Annotated in this window: 15 protein-coding genes; all 15 read right to left on the bottom strand. The window is 74.1% G+C overall.

Translation table 11 applies throughout. The features are described from left to right. Nucleotide 1 precedes the first annotated feature (1 nt). Nucleotides 2–952 carry a carboxylating nicotinate-nucleotide diphosphorylase gene (nadC, locus tag ACERM0_RS20370; RefSeq protein ID WP_373680473.1) on the bottom strand — a complete coding sequence of 317 codons (951 nt, stop codon included), beginning with the start codon at nt 950–952 and terminating at the stop codon, nt 2–4. Then, nucleotides 936–1316 carry an aspartate 1-decarboxylase gene (gene panD, locus ACERM0_RS20365; protein ID WP_373680472.1) on the bottom strand — a complete coding sequence of 127 codons (381 nt, stop codon included), beginning with the start codon at nt 1314–1316 and terminating at the stop codon, nt 936–938. Before panD ends, nadC begins: the two co-directional genes overlap by 17 nt. Before the next feature lie 70 nt (nt 1317–1386). Further along, nucleotides 1387–2367, bottom strand: coding sequence for a pantoate--beta-alanine ligase (panC, locus tag ACERM0_RS20360; RefSeq protein ID WP_373680471.1), 981 nt, complete (start codon nt 2365–2367; stop codon nt 1387–1389). Further along, on the bottom strand, nt 2364–3230 hold the full coding sequence (locus ACERM0_RS20355; protein ID WP_373680470.1) for a Rossmann-like and DUF2520 domain-containing protein: 867 nt from the start codon (nt 3228–3230) through the stop codon (nt 2364–2366). The genes panC and ACERM0_RS20355 overlap by 4 nt, the downstream gene beginning before the upstream one ends. Next, nucleotides 3227–3847: a 2-amino-4-hydroxy-6-hydroxymethyldihydropteridine diphosphokinase gene (folK, locus tag ACERM0_RS20350; protein ID WP_373680469.1), complete on the bottom strand. Its 621-nt coding sequence runs from the start codon at nt 3845–3847 to the stop codon at nt 3227–3229. Before folK ends, ACERM0_RS20355 begins: the two co-directional genes overlap by 4 nt. A 168-nt stretch (nt 3848–4015) precedes the next feature. Next, a complete protein-coding gene (gene folB, locus ACERM0_RS20345; RefSeq protein ID WP_373680468.1) occupies nt 4016–4393 on the bottom strand; it encodes a dihydroneopterin aldolase in 378 nt (125 codons plus the stop codon). 11 nt (nt 4394–4404) lie between these two features. Then, complete coding sequence (gene folP / locus ACERM0_RS20340) at nt 4405–5541, bottom strand: dihydropteroate synthase (protein WP_373680467.1); 1137 nt, start codon at nt 5539–5541, stop codon at nt 4405–4407. 116 nt (nt 5542–5657) lie between these two features. Beyond that, nucleotides 5658–6200 (bottom strand): GTP cyclohydrolase I FolE, encoded by a 543-nt coding sequence (folE, locus tag ACERM0_RS20335; protein WP_373680526.1) that lies wholly within the window; start codon nt 6198–6200, stop codon nt 5658–5660. 113 nt (nt 6201–6313) lie between these two features. Beyond that, a complete protein-coding gene (gene ftsH, locus ACERM0_RS20330; protein ID WP_373680466.1) occupies nt 6314–8323 on the bottom strand; it encodes an ATP-dependent zinc metalloprotease FtsH in 2010 nt (669 codons plus the stop codon). Between the two features lie 170 nt (nt 8324–8493). After that, on the bottom strand, nt 8494–9066 hold the full coding sequence (gene hpt, locus ACERM0_RS20325) for a hypoxanthine phosphoribosyltransferase (protein ID WP_373680465.1): 573 nt from the start codon (nt 9064–9066) through the stop codon (nt 8494–8496). Nucleotides 9067–9110: 44 nt separating this feature from the next. Then, complete coding sequence (tilS, locus tag ACERM0_RS20320) at nt 9111–10514, bottom strand: tRNA lysidine(34) synthetase TilS (RefSeq protein ID WP_373680464.1); 1404 nt, start codon at nt 10512–10514, stop codon at nt 9111–9113. A 61-nt stretch (nt 10515–10575) separates the two neighbouring features. Further along, nucleotides 10576–11640 carry a zinc-dependent metalloprotease gene (locus ACERM0_RS20315; protein ID WP_373680463.1) on the bottom strand — a complete coding sequence of 355 codons (1065 nt, stop codon included), beginning with the start codon at nt 11638–11640 and terminating at the stop codon, nt 10576–10578. Between the two features lie 24 nt (nt 11641–11664). Beyond that, complete coding sequence (locus ACERM0_RS20310) at nt 11665–11994, bottom strand: hypothetical protein (protein ID WP_373680462.1); 330 nt, start codon at nt 11992–11994, stop codon at nt 11665–11667. 113 nt (nt 11995–12107) lie between these two features. Continuing rightward, entirely contained in the window at nt 12108–13214 is a 1107-nt protein-coding gene (locus ACERM0_RS20305) for a hypothetical protein (protein WP_373680461.1), read from the bottom strand. Next, nucleotides 13211–13933 carry a GNAT family N-acetyltransferase gene (locus ACERM0_RS20300; protein WP_373680460.1) on the bottom strand — a complete coding sequence of 241 codons (723 nt, stop codon included), beginning with the start codon at nt 13931–13933 and terminating at the stop codon, nt 13211–13213. Before ACERM0_RS20300 ends, ACERM0_RS20305 begins: the two co-directional genes overlap by 4 nt. Nucleotides 13934–14044 lie beyond the last annotated feature (111 nt).

Raw genomic sequence — 14044 nt, 5'->3', positions numbered from 1 at the left:
GTCAGGCTCCGCTTCCGTCGCCGCCGGCGCCACCGAGGTGGATGTCCAGGCCGATGTCGAGCTGCGGCGCGGAGTGCGTGATCTCCCCGACGGCGATCCGGTCGACGCCGGTGCGGGCGTAGTCACCGGCCGTCGCCAGCGTCACGCGTCCAGACGACTCCAGCAGGATCCGGCCGTGCCGGGCCTCCAGCTCACGCACGCGGGCGACCGCCGTGCGGGTGTCCTCGAGGCCGAAGTTGTCGAGGAGCAGGTCGCGGGCACCCGCCGTGACGGCCTCCTCCAGCTCCTCCAGCGAGTCGACCTCGACCTGCACCGGGCGGCCACCGCTGCGGGCGATGGCACGGCGCGTGGCGGCCGCCACCGACCCGGCCGCGGCGACGTGGTTGTCCTTGACGAGCAGCGCGTCGTAGAGTCCGACGCGGTGGCTGACCCCGCCGCCGGCCCGCACGGCGGCCTTCTCCAGCAGCCGGAGGCCGGGGGTCGTCTTGCGGGTGTCGCGGACCACGCAGTCGGTGCCGGCCACGGCCCGGGCGTACGCGAACGTGTGCGTCGCAATGCCCGACAGGTGGGTGAGGAAGTTCAGCGCCGTGCGCTCGCCGGTGAGGATCGAGCGCAGCGGGCCGGTCACCTGCCCGAGCCGCTGCCCGGCCGAGACGACGTCGCCCTCGCGGACCTCCAGCGCCACCTCGACACGCGGGTCGACCTGTTCGTAGACCGCCGGCACCAGCGAGGTGCCGGCCACGACGCCCTCGGCGCGGGCCACGAGGTCGGCGCGGCCGGTCGCGTCGGCGGACACGGTCGCGACGCTGGTCACGTCCCCGTGGGCCCCGAGGTCCTCCTGCAGCGCGCGCCGCACGGCGTCGCGGCTGGCAGCGGCCAGCCCGCGCGCGTCCAGCGGTGGCTGCGCGTGGCGCGGCGGGGTGATGGTGGTCGACTCAGGCGACGGCGCCATGGATCTCGCTCCCCGTGGAGGTCGGGCGGTTGTCACCGTCGACGAACACCACGGTCGGCTCCCAGGTGCGGGCCTCGGCGTCGTCGAGTTCGGCGTAGCTGATGATGATGACCGTGTCGCCCGGCTGCACGAGCCGTGCGGCCGCGCCGTTGAGGCAGATCGTGCCGGTGCCCCGCGGGCCCTCGATCACGTAGGTCTCCAGCCGGGCGCCGTTGTCGTTGTCGACCACCTGCACCTTCTCGTTGGGCAGCAGGTCGGCGGCCTCCATGAGGTCGCGGTCGATGGTGATCGAGCCGACGTAGTGCAGGTTCGCCTCGGTCACGGTGGCACGGTGGATCTTGGACTTCATCATGGTGCGGCGCATCAGGGCTCCGTGTCGTTCCTGCCGTCCACGCGCCGGGATCGGCGGCCGTGGCCGGCGTGGTTCCAACCGGTCAGTCGTGCGGCGTCGCGGTGGGCTCGGTCGCGGCGAGCAGCCGTTCCTCGTCGTCCGGGTCGCCGATCTCCACGTTGTCGATCAGCCGGACGTCACCCACGAAGGCGGCCACCGCCACGAGCAGCCGCCGTGACGGGCCCGGCGCGGACGTCGGCTCGGTCGAGGTGCCGCCGGCCTCCTCCCCGCGCGGTGCGTCGGGGGGTGCCAGCGTGTCGGGATCGACCACCTCGACGTAGTCGACGTCCAGGTCCGGGCCGCCCGTGAGGGTAGCGAGGGCCGCCTCGCGTACCCGGACCGGGTCGGGTGCCCGGCCCTCGGCCCGCGCCCGGCGTGCTGCCGACACGGCCGCCCGCAGCGCCCGCGGGATCGCCGCGGCCGTGGCCCGGCCGTCGGCGTCCAGGCGCTGGTTGCGCGACGAGCGGGCCAGTCCGTCGTCCTCGCGGACGGTCGGGGTGAACACCAGCCGGACGGGTTGGTCCAGGTCCTCGACGAAGCGGCGGATCACGACGTTCTGCTGGAAGTCCTTGCGCCCGAAGACGGCGACGTCGGGCTGGACGATGTTGAACAGCTTGGTCACGACGGTCGCGACCCCGTCGAAGTGACCGGCGCGTGAGGCCCCCTCGAGGACCTCGGTGATGCCGCTGACGTGGACGGTGGTGCGGGGCGGGCGGGGGTACATCTCCCGCTCCTCCGGGACGAACACGTACGCCGGCGTGTGCTCGCCGAGGGCGCGCAGCGCCGCCTCGTCGGCGGCGAGCGTGCGCGGGTAGGCCGCCAGGTCGTCGGGCCGGTCGAACTGGGTCGGGTTGACGAAGATGCTGACGACGACCACGTCGGCGAGGCCGGCGGCGATCCGCACGTTGGCGAGGTGGCCGTCGTGCAGGGCACCGAGGGTCGGCACCAACGCCACCGTGTGCCCGTGACGGCGTTCCGCGGCGAGGTCCTGGCGCAGCGCCGCGATGGTGGTCACGCGCCTCACGTCGACTCCTCCTCCAGCAACTGACGCAGCGCGACGACGGTGGCCGGGTCCACGGCGGGGGCGGCCTGGTCGAGGACCGCGGCGGTGAGGCGACGGTAGGTCGCCGCCAGCCCCGGCAGGTCGGCAGCGAGGGTGTCGAGGTGCCGGGCGATCGTGCCGGTGTCACCGCGCACCACCGGCCCGGTCAGCGCGGCCGCGCCGTCGCGCAGCACGTTGGCGACGCTCGCCTCCGCCAGCGGGGCGAGGAAGGTCTCCGGGTGCCGGATCCCGGCGGCCAGCAGCGCCTGGCGGGCCGCGGCCACGGCAGCGGCCGCCGCGTTGGAACCGAGGGTCAGGCCGGCGTGATAGAGCACGCGGGCCGACTCGGGCACGTCGACCGGGTCGCCGCCGAGATCGCGCACGAGGTCGTGGGCCCAGTCCCGGTCCGCGGGCGCCGCCGTCACCGCCCAGGCGACGCCGTGGAGGCGTTCGGGCTCGACCGCCTCGGACGGGACCGTCATCGCCGGGTGGCACGCGGCCACGCGCGCCCCGGCGCGCCGGGCCAGGTCCAGCGGTGCGAGCCCCCGCGAGCCGGCGACGTGCACGAGGTGGAGCGCCGCGTGCAGGCCGTCCGCGCGGGCGAGGTCGCGGACGACGGCCTCCAGGGCGTCGTCCGGGACGGCCAGGACCAGCAGGTCGGCGTGCGGGACGGCCTCGACGGGCGTGTCGAACCCGCGGACGCCGGCAACCGCGGCGGCGACCCGCGCCCTTGCCTCGGGCCGGCCGCCGGCCACGGCGGTGACGCGATGGCCGGCGCGGGCGAGCGCGACGGCGAGCAGCGTGCCGACCCGGCCGGGCCCGACGACGGCGATCCGGTACCTCACCGGCCACCCGCTCGGCCGTCGCCGACGTCGGGGCGCTCGAATGACGCTGGGGGCGCCGTGGGGCCTTCGGGACGCTCGAGGCGGCGGCCGGGCAGGTCCTCGAGGCGGACGACGAGCTCGATGCCCTCGATGGGGGCGAGCGCGGCCAGCAGGCCGGTCAGCCGGCGCCCGTCGGGCAGCGCACCGCCGGGCAGGAGCTCGAGCAGCGGCACCAGGACGAACGCGCGCTCGGCGATGCGCGGGTGCGGGACGACCAGGTCCGGCGTGTCGATCTGCCGGTCACCGAACAGCAGCAGGTCGATGTCGAGGGTGCGTGGCCCCCATCGCGCCTCGCGGGCACGGTCGCGACCGAAGGCGCGTTCCAGCAGCTGTGTCTCGGCCAGCAGGGCGTGCGGCGCCAGGTTGGTCACCGCCTTGACGACCAGGTTGTAGTAGGGCTCCTGCGTCACGGATCGAGGGTCGTCCGGCGGCGGCCAGGGCGGCGTCTCGTAGACGGCCGAGACGTCCTCCACGGCCACACCGTCGAGGTCGTCGATCGCGTGCACGGCCGCCGCCAGGGTCTCCAGGCGGTCACCGACGTTGGCGCCGAGCCCGAGCAGGACCTGCTCGCTGCTCATGACCGACCCTCCGAGACCGCTGAAGGCCCCACCAACCCCATCACGGGCCTTCACCGCCGCTCATGACCGATCCTCCGAGGCCGCTGAAGGCCCCACCAACCCCATCACGGGCCTTCACCGCCGCTCCTGACCGATCCTCCGAGACCGCTGAAGGCCCCACCAACCCCATCACGGGCCTTCACCGCCGCTCCGTTGCCTGCGCAGCGTCACGGCGACCTCGGCGGCGACGACGGGCAGCGGAGCGGCCGGCTTGTGCACGGTCACCTCGGTCGCCGTGACCCGCGGGTCGGCGAGGCACCGGTCGGCGATGCGGCCGGCCAACGTCTCGATCAGGTCGACCGGTTCCCCGCCGACGATGGCCGCGACGTCCCCGGCCAGCTCGCCGTAGTGGACGGTCTGGGTGAGGTCGTCCGACGCGGCGGCCGCGGACAGATCGAGTTCGAGAACGACGTCGACCCGGAAGCGCTGCCCGAGTTCGCGCTCGTGCGGGAGCACGCCGTGGTGACCGAAGACCTCGATCCCGGTCAGCGTGATGCGGTCCCCCATCCGGTGCGCTCCTAGGCCTCGTCGCCGGCCGTCGCCGTGGCGTGGGCCAGTGCCACGGCCTGCCGCGTCTCGGCCACGTCGTGGACCCGCACGATGCGTGCGCCGGCCGCGACCGCCAGCGCCGCCGTGGTGACCGAGCCGATCTGGCGTGCGGCGGGGTCGTCCACGCCGGTGACCCGGCCGAGGAACGACTTGCGCGAGGTGCCGACCAGCAGCGGCCGGCCGAGGGAGGTGAACTCGCGGAGGCGGCGCAGGAGCACGAGGTTGTGGTCGGCGGTCTTCGCGAACCCGATGCCGGGATCGACGGCGACCCGCTCACGGGGGACCCCGATCCGTTCCAGCGCGTCGAGGCGGTCGGCCAGGAAGTCGAACACCTCCCCGACGACGTCGTCGTAGCTGGCCTCCTGCTGCATCGTCTGCGGCGTGCCGCGCAGGTGCATCAGCACGTACGTCGCGCCGAGGTCGGCGACGGTCGGCAGCAGTTCCTCGTCGTAGGTCCCGGCGGACACGTCGTTGACGATCGCGGCGCCGGCCGCCACGGCCTCGCGCGCGACGCGGGCCTTGGTGGTGTCGACCGAGACGACGGCGCCCTCGCCGGCGAGCTCCTCGACGACCGGCAGGACCCGACGCAGCTCCTCGTCCGTGCCGACCGGCGCGGCGCCGGGGCGGGTCGACTCGCCGCCGACGTCCAGGAGGTCGGCGCCAGCCTTCAACAGCGCCCGGGCGTGGCGGATGGCCGCACCGGGATGGTCGTTCGGGTCGTAGCCGACCCCGCCGTCCGAGAAGGAGTCGGGGGTCACGTTGACGATGCCCATGACGACCGGACGCTGCGAGGTCGGCAGCGGGTCCAGGCCGGGCAGGGGCAGGTCGGGTGCCGGCCGCAGCCAGGCCGCCACGGCCGGGTCCACGCTCGCACCGACGAGATCGGCCAGTTCACGACCGCCGACCCGTCCGGCGGCGTCCACCAGCCGGGACGGCACGGCCGTCACGACCAGGCGGCCGTCGACCCACACCGACACACCTCGCGCGGCGGCGGCCGCGTCGGCGATCTCGCCGGCGCGTGGCAGTCGCGACAACGACAGGCGCGCCGGCCCGCCGGCGGGCACCAGCCCGGCGTCCTCGACGCGCGTGATGGGGGGTTCGGTCACGTTCGAAATGCCCTGTCCGTGGACGGGCGCGCCTCGCCGTCGACAGCGGGGAGGGGTCGCGCGCCGCGAGCCTACGGCACACACCGCGGTGAAAGGTCCCCGAACGGCGACGGATCTCAGCGACGCGGGTCGCCGCGCAGCAGGGTCAGCGCCTCGGCGCGCGTGCGGGGATCCTGGCGGAAGATGCCGCGGACGGTCGAGGTGACCGTCTCTGCTCCGGGCTTGCGCACGCCCCGCATCTCCATGCAGAAGTGGCGGGCCTCCACGACGACGATGACGCCCCGCGGGTCGAGCGCGCGCTCCAGTGCGTCGGCGATCATGGTGGTCATGCGCTCCTGCAGGCCGGGCCGCTTGGCGCAGACGTCGACCAGCCGGGCGAGCTTGGACAGCCCCGTCACCTGGCCTTCCTCGTTGGGCAGGTAGCCGACGTGCGCGTGCCCGACGAACGGGACCAGGTGGTGCTCGCACTGGCTGTGGAACGGGATGTCGCGAATCAGCACGAGTTCGTCGTGGTTCTCGTCGAACACGACCGACAGCACGTCGGACGGATCGTCGATCAGCAACCCGGCGAAGATCTCGTCGTACTCGCGGGCGACCCGCGCCGGGGTCTCCACGATCCCGGGGCGGTCGGGGTCCTCCCCGATCGCCTCGAAGATCATGCGAACGGCCTGCTGGATCTTGGCGTGGTCGAACGTGCGGGCGGGATCGACGCGGGCGAGCTCGGCGACCGAGTTCGCCTCCTCGTCGAGCTCGTGGCGGCTGGGCAGCTCGCTCACGACTCGTCGCGCTCGCTGCCGGTGGTCCCGGCGCCCGCGCCGAGCGAGCCCTGTGGTCCGTGACCGTTGCCCTGGCCGTTGCCGGTGCTGGCGCCCGTCAGGCGCCGCAGCTTGCGGATGACGGCGGTCGGCTCCTCCGCCTCCGGGGCCGACACGGCGCGGGTGGGCCGCTTGCTGATCGGCGCGAAGATCTCCTCGAGCAGCCCGCCGTCGACCGTCTCCACCTCGAGCAGCTTGGTGGCGAGGTTCTCCAGCACGTGGTCGTTCTCGACCAGGATCTCCAGGGCCTCGTCGTGGGCCTCGTCGAGCAGGTGGCGGACCTCCTCGTCGATCTGGAACGCGACCTGGCCCGAGTAGTCGGGCGCGTGGCCGAACTCCTTGCCGAGGAACGGCTGCGAGTCGCGCTGGCCCAGCGTGATCGGACCCAGCTTCGAGCTCATGCCGTACTGGGTCACCATCTCCTTGGCGGTCGCGGTGGCCTTGCGGATGTCGTCACCGGCGCCCGTGGTGATGTCGCCGATCTTGATCTCCTCGGCGACCCGGCCCCCGAGCATGACCGCCAGGCGGTCGATGAGCTCGCTGCGCGAGATGAGGTACTTGTCCTCGGTCGGCAGCTGCATCGTGAAGCCCAGCGCCTGGCCGCGCGGGATGATCGTGATCTTGTGGACCGGGTCGGCGTTGGGCAGCGCGTGCCCGACGATCGCGTGACCGGCCTCGTGGTAGGCGACGGTGCGCTTCTCGTTCTCGCCCATCAGGCGGGTCTTGCGCTCCGGACCGGCGATGACGCGCTCGATGGACTCCTCGAGCTCCGCGTGGCCGATCTCCTTCTTGCCGAAGCGGGCGGCGAGCAGCGCGGCCTCGTTGATGAGGTTGGCGAGGTCGGCGCCCGTGAAGCCCGGCGTCTGGCGGGCCAGCACGGACAGGTCGACGTCGGCGGCCAGCGGCTTGCCGCGGGCGTGCACCTTCAGGATCGCCTCGCGGCCGATGAGGTCCGGGCGGTCGACCACGATCTGACGGTCGAACCGGCCCGGGCGCAGCAGGGCCGGGTCGAGGATGTCAGGGCGGTTCGTGGCCGCGATCAGGATCACCGAGCTACGGACGTCGAAGCCGTCCATCTCGACCAGCAGCTGGTTGAGGGTCTGTTCGCGCTCGTCGTGGCCGCCGCCCATGCCGGCGCCGCGGTGGCGGCCGACGGCGTCGATCTCGTCCATGAAGATGATCGCCGGCGCGTTGGCCTTGGCCTGCTCGAACAGGTCACGCACGCGCGAGGCACCGACCCCGACGAACATCTCGACGAAGTCCGAGCCGGAGATGGAGAAGAACGGCACCCCGGCCTCGCCGGCCACGGCGCGGGCGAGCAGCGTCTTACCGGTGCCGGGGGGTCCGAACAGCAGCACGCCCTTGGGGATCTTGGCGCCCATCTGCTGGAACTTGGTCGGGTTCTCCAGGAACTCCTTGATCTCGCGGAGCTCCTCGATGGCGGAGTCGGCGCCCGCGACGTCGGAGAAGGTGACCTTCGGCGCGTCCTTGGAGACCATCTTGGCCTTGGACTTGCCGAACTGCATGACGCGGCCGCCGCCACCCTGCATGTTCTGCATGAGCAGGAAGAACACGACCAGGATGAGCAGGAACGGCAGGACGGTCGCGAGGATCGACGTCAGCGCACCCGGCTGTTCCGGGTCGAACTGCACGGAGCCGATCTGGCCCTGGTCGATCCAGTTGGCGAGCTGTTCGCGGTTGATCGACGGGCTGTAGAAGACCGTGAAGGGCTCGGTCGAGTCGCCGACGCGACGTTCACCCTCGATCTGCTCGGACCGGTTGCCGATCGTCGCCTCGAGGTCCTGCCCCTGGAGTTCGCCGTTCTCCACCGCCTGTGCGAACTGGGTCCAGGTCAGCTCGTCCGGGGCGGCCTGCCCCTGGACGAAGCTGACACCGAGCCAGAGGGCGGCGGCGAGCGCGAGCACCCAGGGCAAGGGGCCGCGGAGTAGGCGCTGGCCTGGCTTCACGATTCCTCCACCTGTCCGACGCGGCGGGGAGCGTTCGTTCGACGCCCGAGTGGCCGTGGACGCGCGCGGACGAGCATCTCACTGAAGGTTCGATGCTACCACCGCCGCAGACGGGATCCCCGGGCCTGCGTCGGGTACCCGCAGCCCCGTCCGTGCACGTGACCGGCGCTTCAGGCCCCCCGGTACACCTCGGGGCGCAGGGTGACGATGTCGCGCAGCGAGCGGTAGCGCTCCGCGAAGTCGAGCCCGTAGCCGACGACGAACACGTCGGGGACCTCGAAGCCGACGTACTTGACCGGCAGGTCCACCTCACGCCGGCTGGGCTTGGTCAGCAGCGACAGGATCTCCACGCTGGCGGGGCGGCGCGAGCGCAGGTTCTTCGTCAGGTAGTCCAGCGTCAGGCCGGAGTCGACGATGTCCTCCACGATCAGGACGTCGCGGCCCTCGATCTCCGTGTCCAGGTCCTTCAGGATCCGCACGACGCCGGACGACGACGTCGAGGCGCCGTACGAGGAGACGGCCATGAAGTCCATGGCCGTGGACAGCGTCAGGTGCCGGGCCAGATCGGCCATGACGAAGATCGCGCCCTTCAGGACCCCCACCAGCAGCAGTTCCCGCCCGGCGTAGTCGCGGTCGACCTCGGCGGCGAGTTCGGCCAGCCGCGCGTCGAGCCTGGCCTGGGGAATGAGGACCGACTCCACGTCGTCGCGGAACGCCGGCGGGATCGAGGCGAGTTCGTCCATGGCGGCAGCGCGCTTTCGTGACCGGGGGCGCGGGGGCGCGGAGCCTAGACGGCCGGCTGCACGACGAGCAGTGCCCGAGGGGCCTCACGGCCCGCCCGGACGACCTCGACGTCGGCGGCGACACCGGGAACCCACACCACCCGGTCCCCGGTCGCCACCACCGGCCACAGGTCGCGTACCGGGCGCGGCACGCCGGCGTCCACGAGCACGTCCTGCAGACGTCGCGTCCCACCGCCGGTGCGCAGACGGTCGCCGGGCTGGCGGTGTCGCAGTCGCAGCGGCGGCAGGTCGGGACCGAGCGCGAGCGACATGCGCTCGGTGCGCCCGCCCGGCGGGACCAGCCGCTGGGGCACCCGCACGGCGGGCGGGCTCCAGGCCCCGGCCAGTTCGAACGCGATCTGCCCGCCGTCCGCGGCCGGCGGCGGCGTCACGTCCGGGGTGAGCGCAACGATCCGGGCGGCCGTCGGCGCCCAGGTGGTGTCGCCCGGCACGACGATGCCGCGCGGCGCCTCGGCCGGTGCGACCGGCGGACCGAGCGTGCGCCAGCCACCGCCGGCGGTCGCCCGCAGACCGCCCGGCAGGTCGAGCGCGGCGCCCGGGAGGAGCGCGAGGATCCGTTCGACGGCGACGGCGCCGACCGGTTCGTCGAGCAGTTCGGCCAGGACCCGGCGCACGACGCGGCGGCGCAGCGCCTCGGGCAGGCGGGCGAGGGCGGCGTCGGGGAGACTGCGGACCGGGCCGGTGCGCACCACCAGCTCGCGGACGTGCGTCTCCGCGAGGTCGTCCAGCGCGGTCGCGTCGGCGCGGCTGAGCTCGGCGAGCCGTCCCAGCGCGCCAACCGGGTCCCCGGCCGCGCGCGACAGCGCCGGCAGCACCTCGTGACGGACCACCGCCCGTCGCACCCGCGGGTCGACATTGGTCGGGTCGTCGACCCACGGCAGGCCCTCGGCCGTCAGGAACGCCCGCAGCGCCGCCCGGCGCAGGCGCAGAGCGGGTCGGACCAGCTGCCGGCGGGCGTCCAGCGGTCGGCGGACCGGCATGGCGGCCAGCCCGTCGGTGCCCGTCCCGCGGGCCGCCCGCAGCAGCACCGTCTCGGCCTGGTCGTCGGCGGTGTGGCCCACGACCACCCAGTCCGCGCCGAGCTCCGCGGCCGAAGCCGTCAGCGCGGCGTAGCGGGCGTCCCGTGCCGCCGCCTCCACGCCCCTGCCACCCACCGCAACCTCGACGTCGATGCGGTGCAGGTCCAACCCGAGCCAGCCGGCGTGGACCTCCAGCACGGCCTGTTCCTGCTCGTCGGGGCGCAGGCCGTGCCGGACGTGCACGAGCGTGAGCCGCAGGTCCGGACGGGCCTCGGCGACCAGGTACGCCACCGCCGTCGAGTCGGGCCCGCCGGAGACCGCCACGACGGCCGCGGCCCCCTGCGGGACGTCGCTCAGCCCGGCCCGCACCGCAGTAACCAGGTCGTCACGTGGCCCGTCGGGCGGCAGCGGACCGAACGGCGGCTCCACCTCAGGCGGCCCGGACCCGGGCCAGCCAGGCGGCCGGATCGGCGACCTCGTGGCCGGCGGGCAGGTGTTCGGCGGCATGGAAGGCGAGGTTGAGCGCCTCGATGCCACCCAGGTCCAGCACGCCGCGTACGAACTCCTCGCCCTCGCGGTACTGCCGGCGCTTGAGCTCGAGCCCGGCGACGGCCGTGAGGACCTTCGAGGTGACGTCGCCGTGCCGCTCGGCCAGCGCCTCGCGGACAGCGTCCGGATCGCGGATCAGGTCCCTGGCGGCGGCGTCGAACATGGCGGTGTTGCCGTGACCCTCCAGCAGGCTCATCAGCCCCTGGGCCTCCGCCACGACGCGGGCCTGCTCCTCGGTGAGCACGGCGTCCACCAGTGGCTGGATGGTGCCAGTGTCACGGACCTCGGCGACCAAGCGCGGCAGTTGCGGCGCCATCTGACGCACCGCCTCGCGGTCCAGGCGGGCGTCGGCCAGGTACCGGTCGACGAGCCCGCGCAGGTGGTCGGCGAGCCACGGGGTGCCGTCGAACTGCAGCCGGTGGGTGATCTCGTGCAGCACCACGGTGCGCCGGATGTCGGTAGCCAGGTCACCGTGCCGCTCGCCGAGTTCCAGCACGTTCGGGCCGACGACCAGCAGCTGGCCCCCGCCGGGACCGCCGAAGGGCAGCACGAACTGGCCGAGCACCTTGGCCGACAGCAGGCCCAGCAGCGCGCCGATCTGCACGCCGACCACCCGCGAGGCCAGGACCCGGTTGCCGGTCAGCTTGTCCCGCAGCGGCTCGAAGGCACCGCGCAGGCTGGACAGGTTGATCTTGACCCACCCGAGCCGGCCGACCACTCGGGCCTCGGTCGGGGGCAGCCCGTGCCCCAGCCGCGTCCAGCGACGTGCGGCCGCGTCGAGGTCCGGCACGTCGGCCGCAACCTCGGCACGCAGGGCACGGGCGGCGTCGGGACGGTCCCGTCGGCGCGGGGCGACCAGCGAGGCGGCCCACAGTGCGGCGCGCTCGTCGAGCAGCGGCACGGCAGAGGGATCGCCCTCCGTCGTGGCCGAGAAGGGCGTGGGCACGGGCGCGCCTTTTGTCCGTCGGCTCTAGCGCCGGCCGGCAGCAGCCTCGCGCTGGGGCCGGTGCACCAGCAGGTAGTACAGACCACCGAGGACCGTCAGCCCGGCCACACCGGCGACCAGCAGGATCCACGCGGCGCCCCAGGTGAACTGCAGCTCGCGGTCCTCGTAGCCAGCCAACGTACGGGCAGGATTGTCCTCCTGCTCGCGGGGCGCCGGGTCCGGGCCCGTCGGTTCGCCGGCCTCGGCCGCGAGCACGATCGCGGTGTCGGGCGTGTCGGCGAACGCCACCGTGGGAGCCGCCAGCAGGCTGACGAGGAGCAGCACGGGCACCAGCAGCCCGAGAAGGCGGCGCATGGGTCGGGAACCTCCCAGATGCGAGAACGGCGTTGCGCGAGACGTTCGGCCGAATGCTAGCCGAGCGCCGCCCCGGCCCCGAAGCCGCGGGCCGTGGACGCGCCCGTGGCGCCCTACGCCTGCTCCTCGTCGGGTACCTCGCCGCGGTCGCGCGGCGCCGGCACGGCGATGTGCAGGTGGTCGAGGTGCACGGCGTCGGTGAAGGAACGGCCGCCGAAGCCGTCCAGCGCCCACGGGCTGCCGATGATGGGGCGCGCGTCGTGGTCGTAGAGCCACTCGACCATGCGGTGCACGGTCGAGCCCTCCTCGCGCGCCTCGACGACCAGTTCCTCGCCGACCCGGTGCACGTCGACCGCCCGCCCGCGCAGGTGGTCGCTCATGCGGTCGGTGCCGAACACGTGGTAGGGGTGGCCGGTCTCCAGCACGATGACCCCGTACGGGCCGAACTCGTCGGCGAGCTCGCTCATCAGGGCGAGCAGCTCCGGCACGATCGCGCCGCGGTGGATGTCCCAGCGGGCCGAGTCGGGCAGGTCGATCCGCTCGTCGTCCAGGACGGCGACCGCCTCGTCGGGCAGGTCGTCGGGCCGCTCGACGGGTTCACCGCCGGCGTCGGCGAGCTGGTCGAACACCCACGCGCCGTCGCGCAGCCGCAGCCGCACGTCCAGGGTGCGGACCTCCTCGAGGATGCTGCCGTCAGGCAGCCCGACGGTCTGGCGCACCACGACCATCTGGGAGGTGCGCTCCTCGGTGAGGCCACCGAACTGCGGGTACTCCACGACGCCGCGCGACCACGCGCCCTCGTGGTGGAGTGGGCCGGCCGCCTCCACCAGTGCGTCGCGGTCGTCGCCGTCGGCCACCCGGGACGCGAGGTCGCGCAGGCCGTCCTCGGGTCCGTAGTTGGTCAGCGCCTGCACGACCTCGGCCGCCAGCTGCTTGGCGTTGGGATGGGTCTCGTCGTCGGACGGCTCGTACGGCGGGGCCACCTCGGGCGCGGCCGGCAGCTCCGGCGGGGCGTCCTCGGCCCGTTCGTCGTCGCCGGGCGCCTCGACCTCCTCGGGCGCCGGCGCCTCCGCCTCTTCGTCCCCGGGCGCGGACGGCGCCGGTTCCTCGGTGGGGGCCGTCGTCGGCGGCGGCTCCACGGTCACCGGCTCGTCGGCGAGTCCGCACCCGGCCAGCAGGACGGCGACGCCGAGACCGGCGAGCGTGCGGGTGGACTTCACGAAGGCGCGTTCTCGTGCAGCGACAGCCGGAATTCGCGCACGAGGCTACCGCCGGAGCCGTGACGGACCTGGCCGGGTGTCCATCCCAGCCGCCGGTAGAACGCCTCGGCCGGGCCGCCCGCGTCGGTGACCAGCCGTGCCTCGGTGACACCGGCCTCGCGCGCGGCGGCGACGAAAGCCTCCACGAGCGCACGCCCGGTGCCGTTGCCCTGGGCGCGGGTGCCCACGGCCACGTGGGTGAGCACGGCCACGGGCGCGGCCGCGGGTTCAGCGGGCGCGTCCTCGCCGGCGGGGTCCGGTCGCGTTTCGGCGGCCGGCGCCGTCAGGTCCTCGGCTGTCGAAGGCCGTCGCGCGGGCCGGAGCGGGTAGCGCAGGGCCCAGCGCAGGTAGCGGCCGGCCCGGGTGCGCAGGAACGTCCAGGCCAGCCGCGGACGGGCCGCCAGTGCCAGCAGACCGCGTGCCGCGAGACGCACCCCGCAGCAGCGCACCACGAAGCGGTAGTGCTGCCGGTTGCTCAGCGTGCCGACGAGGAACCCGTCCGCGTCGCCGGCGGGTCCGGTCACGAACGCCACCGCGTGGGGGCTGCGTGCGAAGGTGCGGTGGTAGCTGCACAGGAAACCGCGGCCGAGCCGGGCGAAGAACCCGTCGGGCAGCAGCTGACGGTGCAGCCGCGAGGTCGCGCGCAGGTCGTCGGGCGCGGCGGGTCGAACGGTGGGCACGCGGAGTCCTGGACGTCGGAGCCGGCCGCGGAGGATCCGAGGCGGGCCGACGCTAGGAACCGGTACGTCATCCGAGCGAGCCGGGCCCGTGGCCGTTCGGACGGTGCGGTC

Source organism: Egicoccus sp. AB-alg2, from assembly GCF_041821065.1.
GTDB lineage: Bacteria > Actinomycetota > Nitriliruptoria > Nitriliruptorales > Nitriliruptoraceae > Egicoccus.
This window is presented reverse-complemented; position numbering and strand designations above follow the sequence as displayed.

What these genes read in the sequence shown, in the direction of transcription:
- nadC (WP_373680473.1), bottom strand. Translation starts at nt 952, where the DNA reads ATGGCGCCGTCGCCTGAGTCGACCACCATCACCCCGCCGCGCCACGCG.
- panD (WP_373680472.1), bottom strand. Translation starts at nt 1,316, where the DNA reads ATGCGCCGCACCATGATGAAGTCCAAGATCCACCGTGCCACCGTGACC.
- folK (WP_373680469.1), bottom strand. Translation starts at nt 3,847, where the DNA reads ATGAGCAGCGAGCAGGTCCTGCTCGGGCTCGGCGCCAACGTCGGTGAC.
- folB (WP_373680468.1), bottom strand. Translation starts at nt 4,393, where the DNA reads ATGGGGGACCGCATCACGCTGACCGGGATCGAGGTCTTCGGTCACCAC.
- folE (WP_373680526.1), bottom strand. Translation starts at nt 6,200, where the DNA reads ATGATCTTCGAGGCGATCGGGGAGGACCCCGACCGCCCCGGGATCGTG.
- hpt (WP_373680465.1), bottom strand. Translation starts at nt 9,066, where the DNA reads ATGGACGAACTCGCCTCGATCCCGCCGGCGTTCCGCGACGACGTGGAG.
- ACERM0_RS20310 (WP_373680462.1), bottom strand. Translation starts at nt 11,994, where the DNA reads ATGCGCCGCCTTCTCGGGCTGCTGGTGCCCGTGCTGCTCCTCGTCAGC.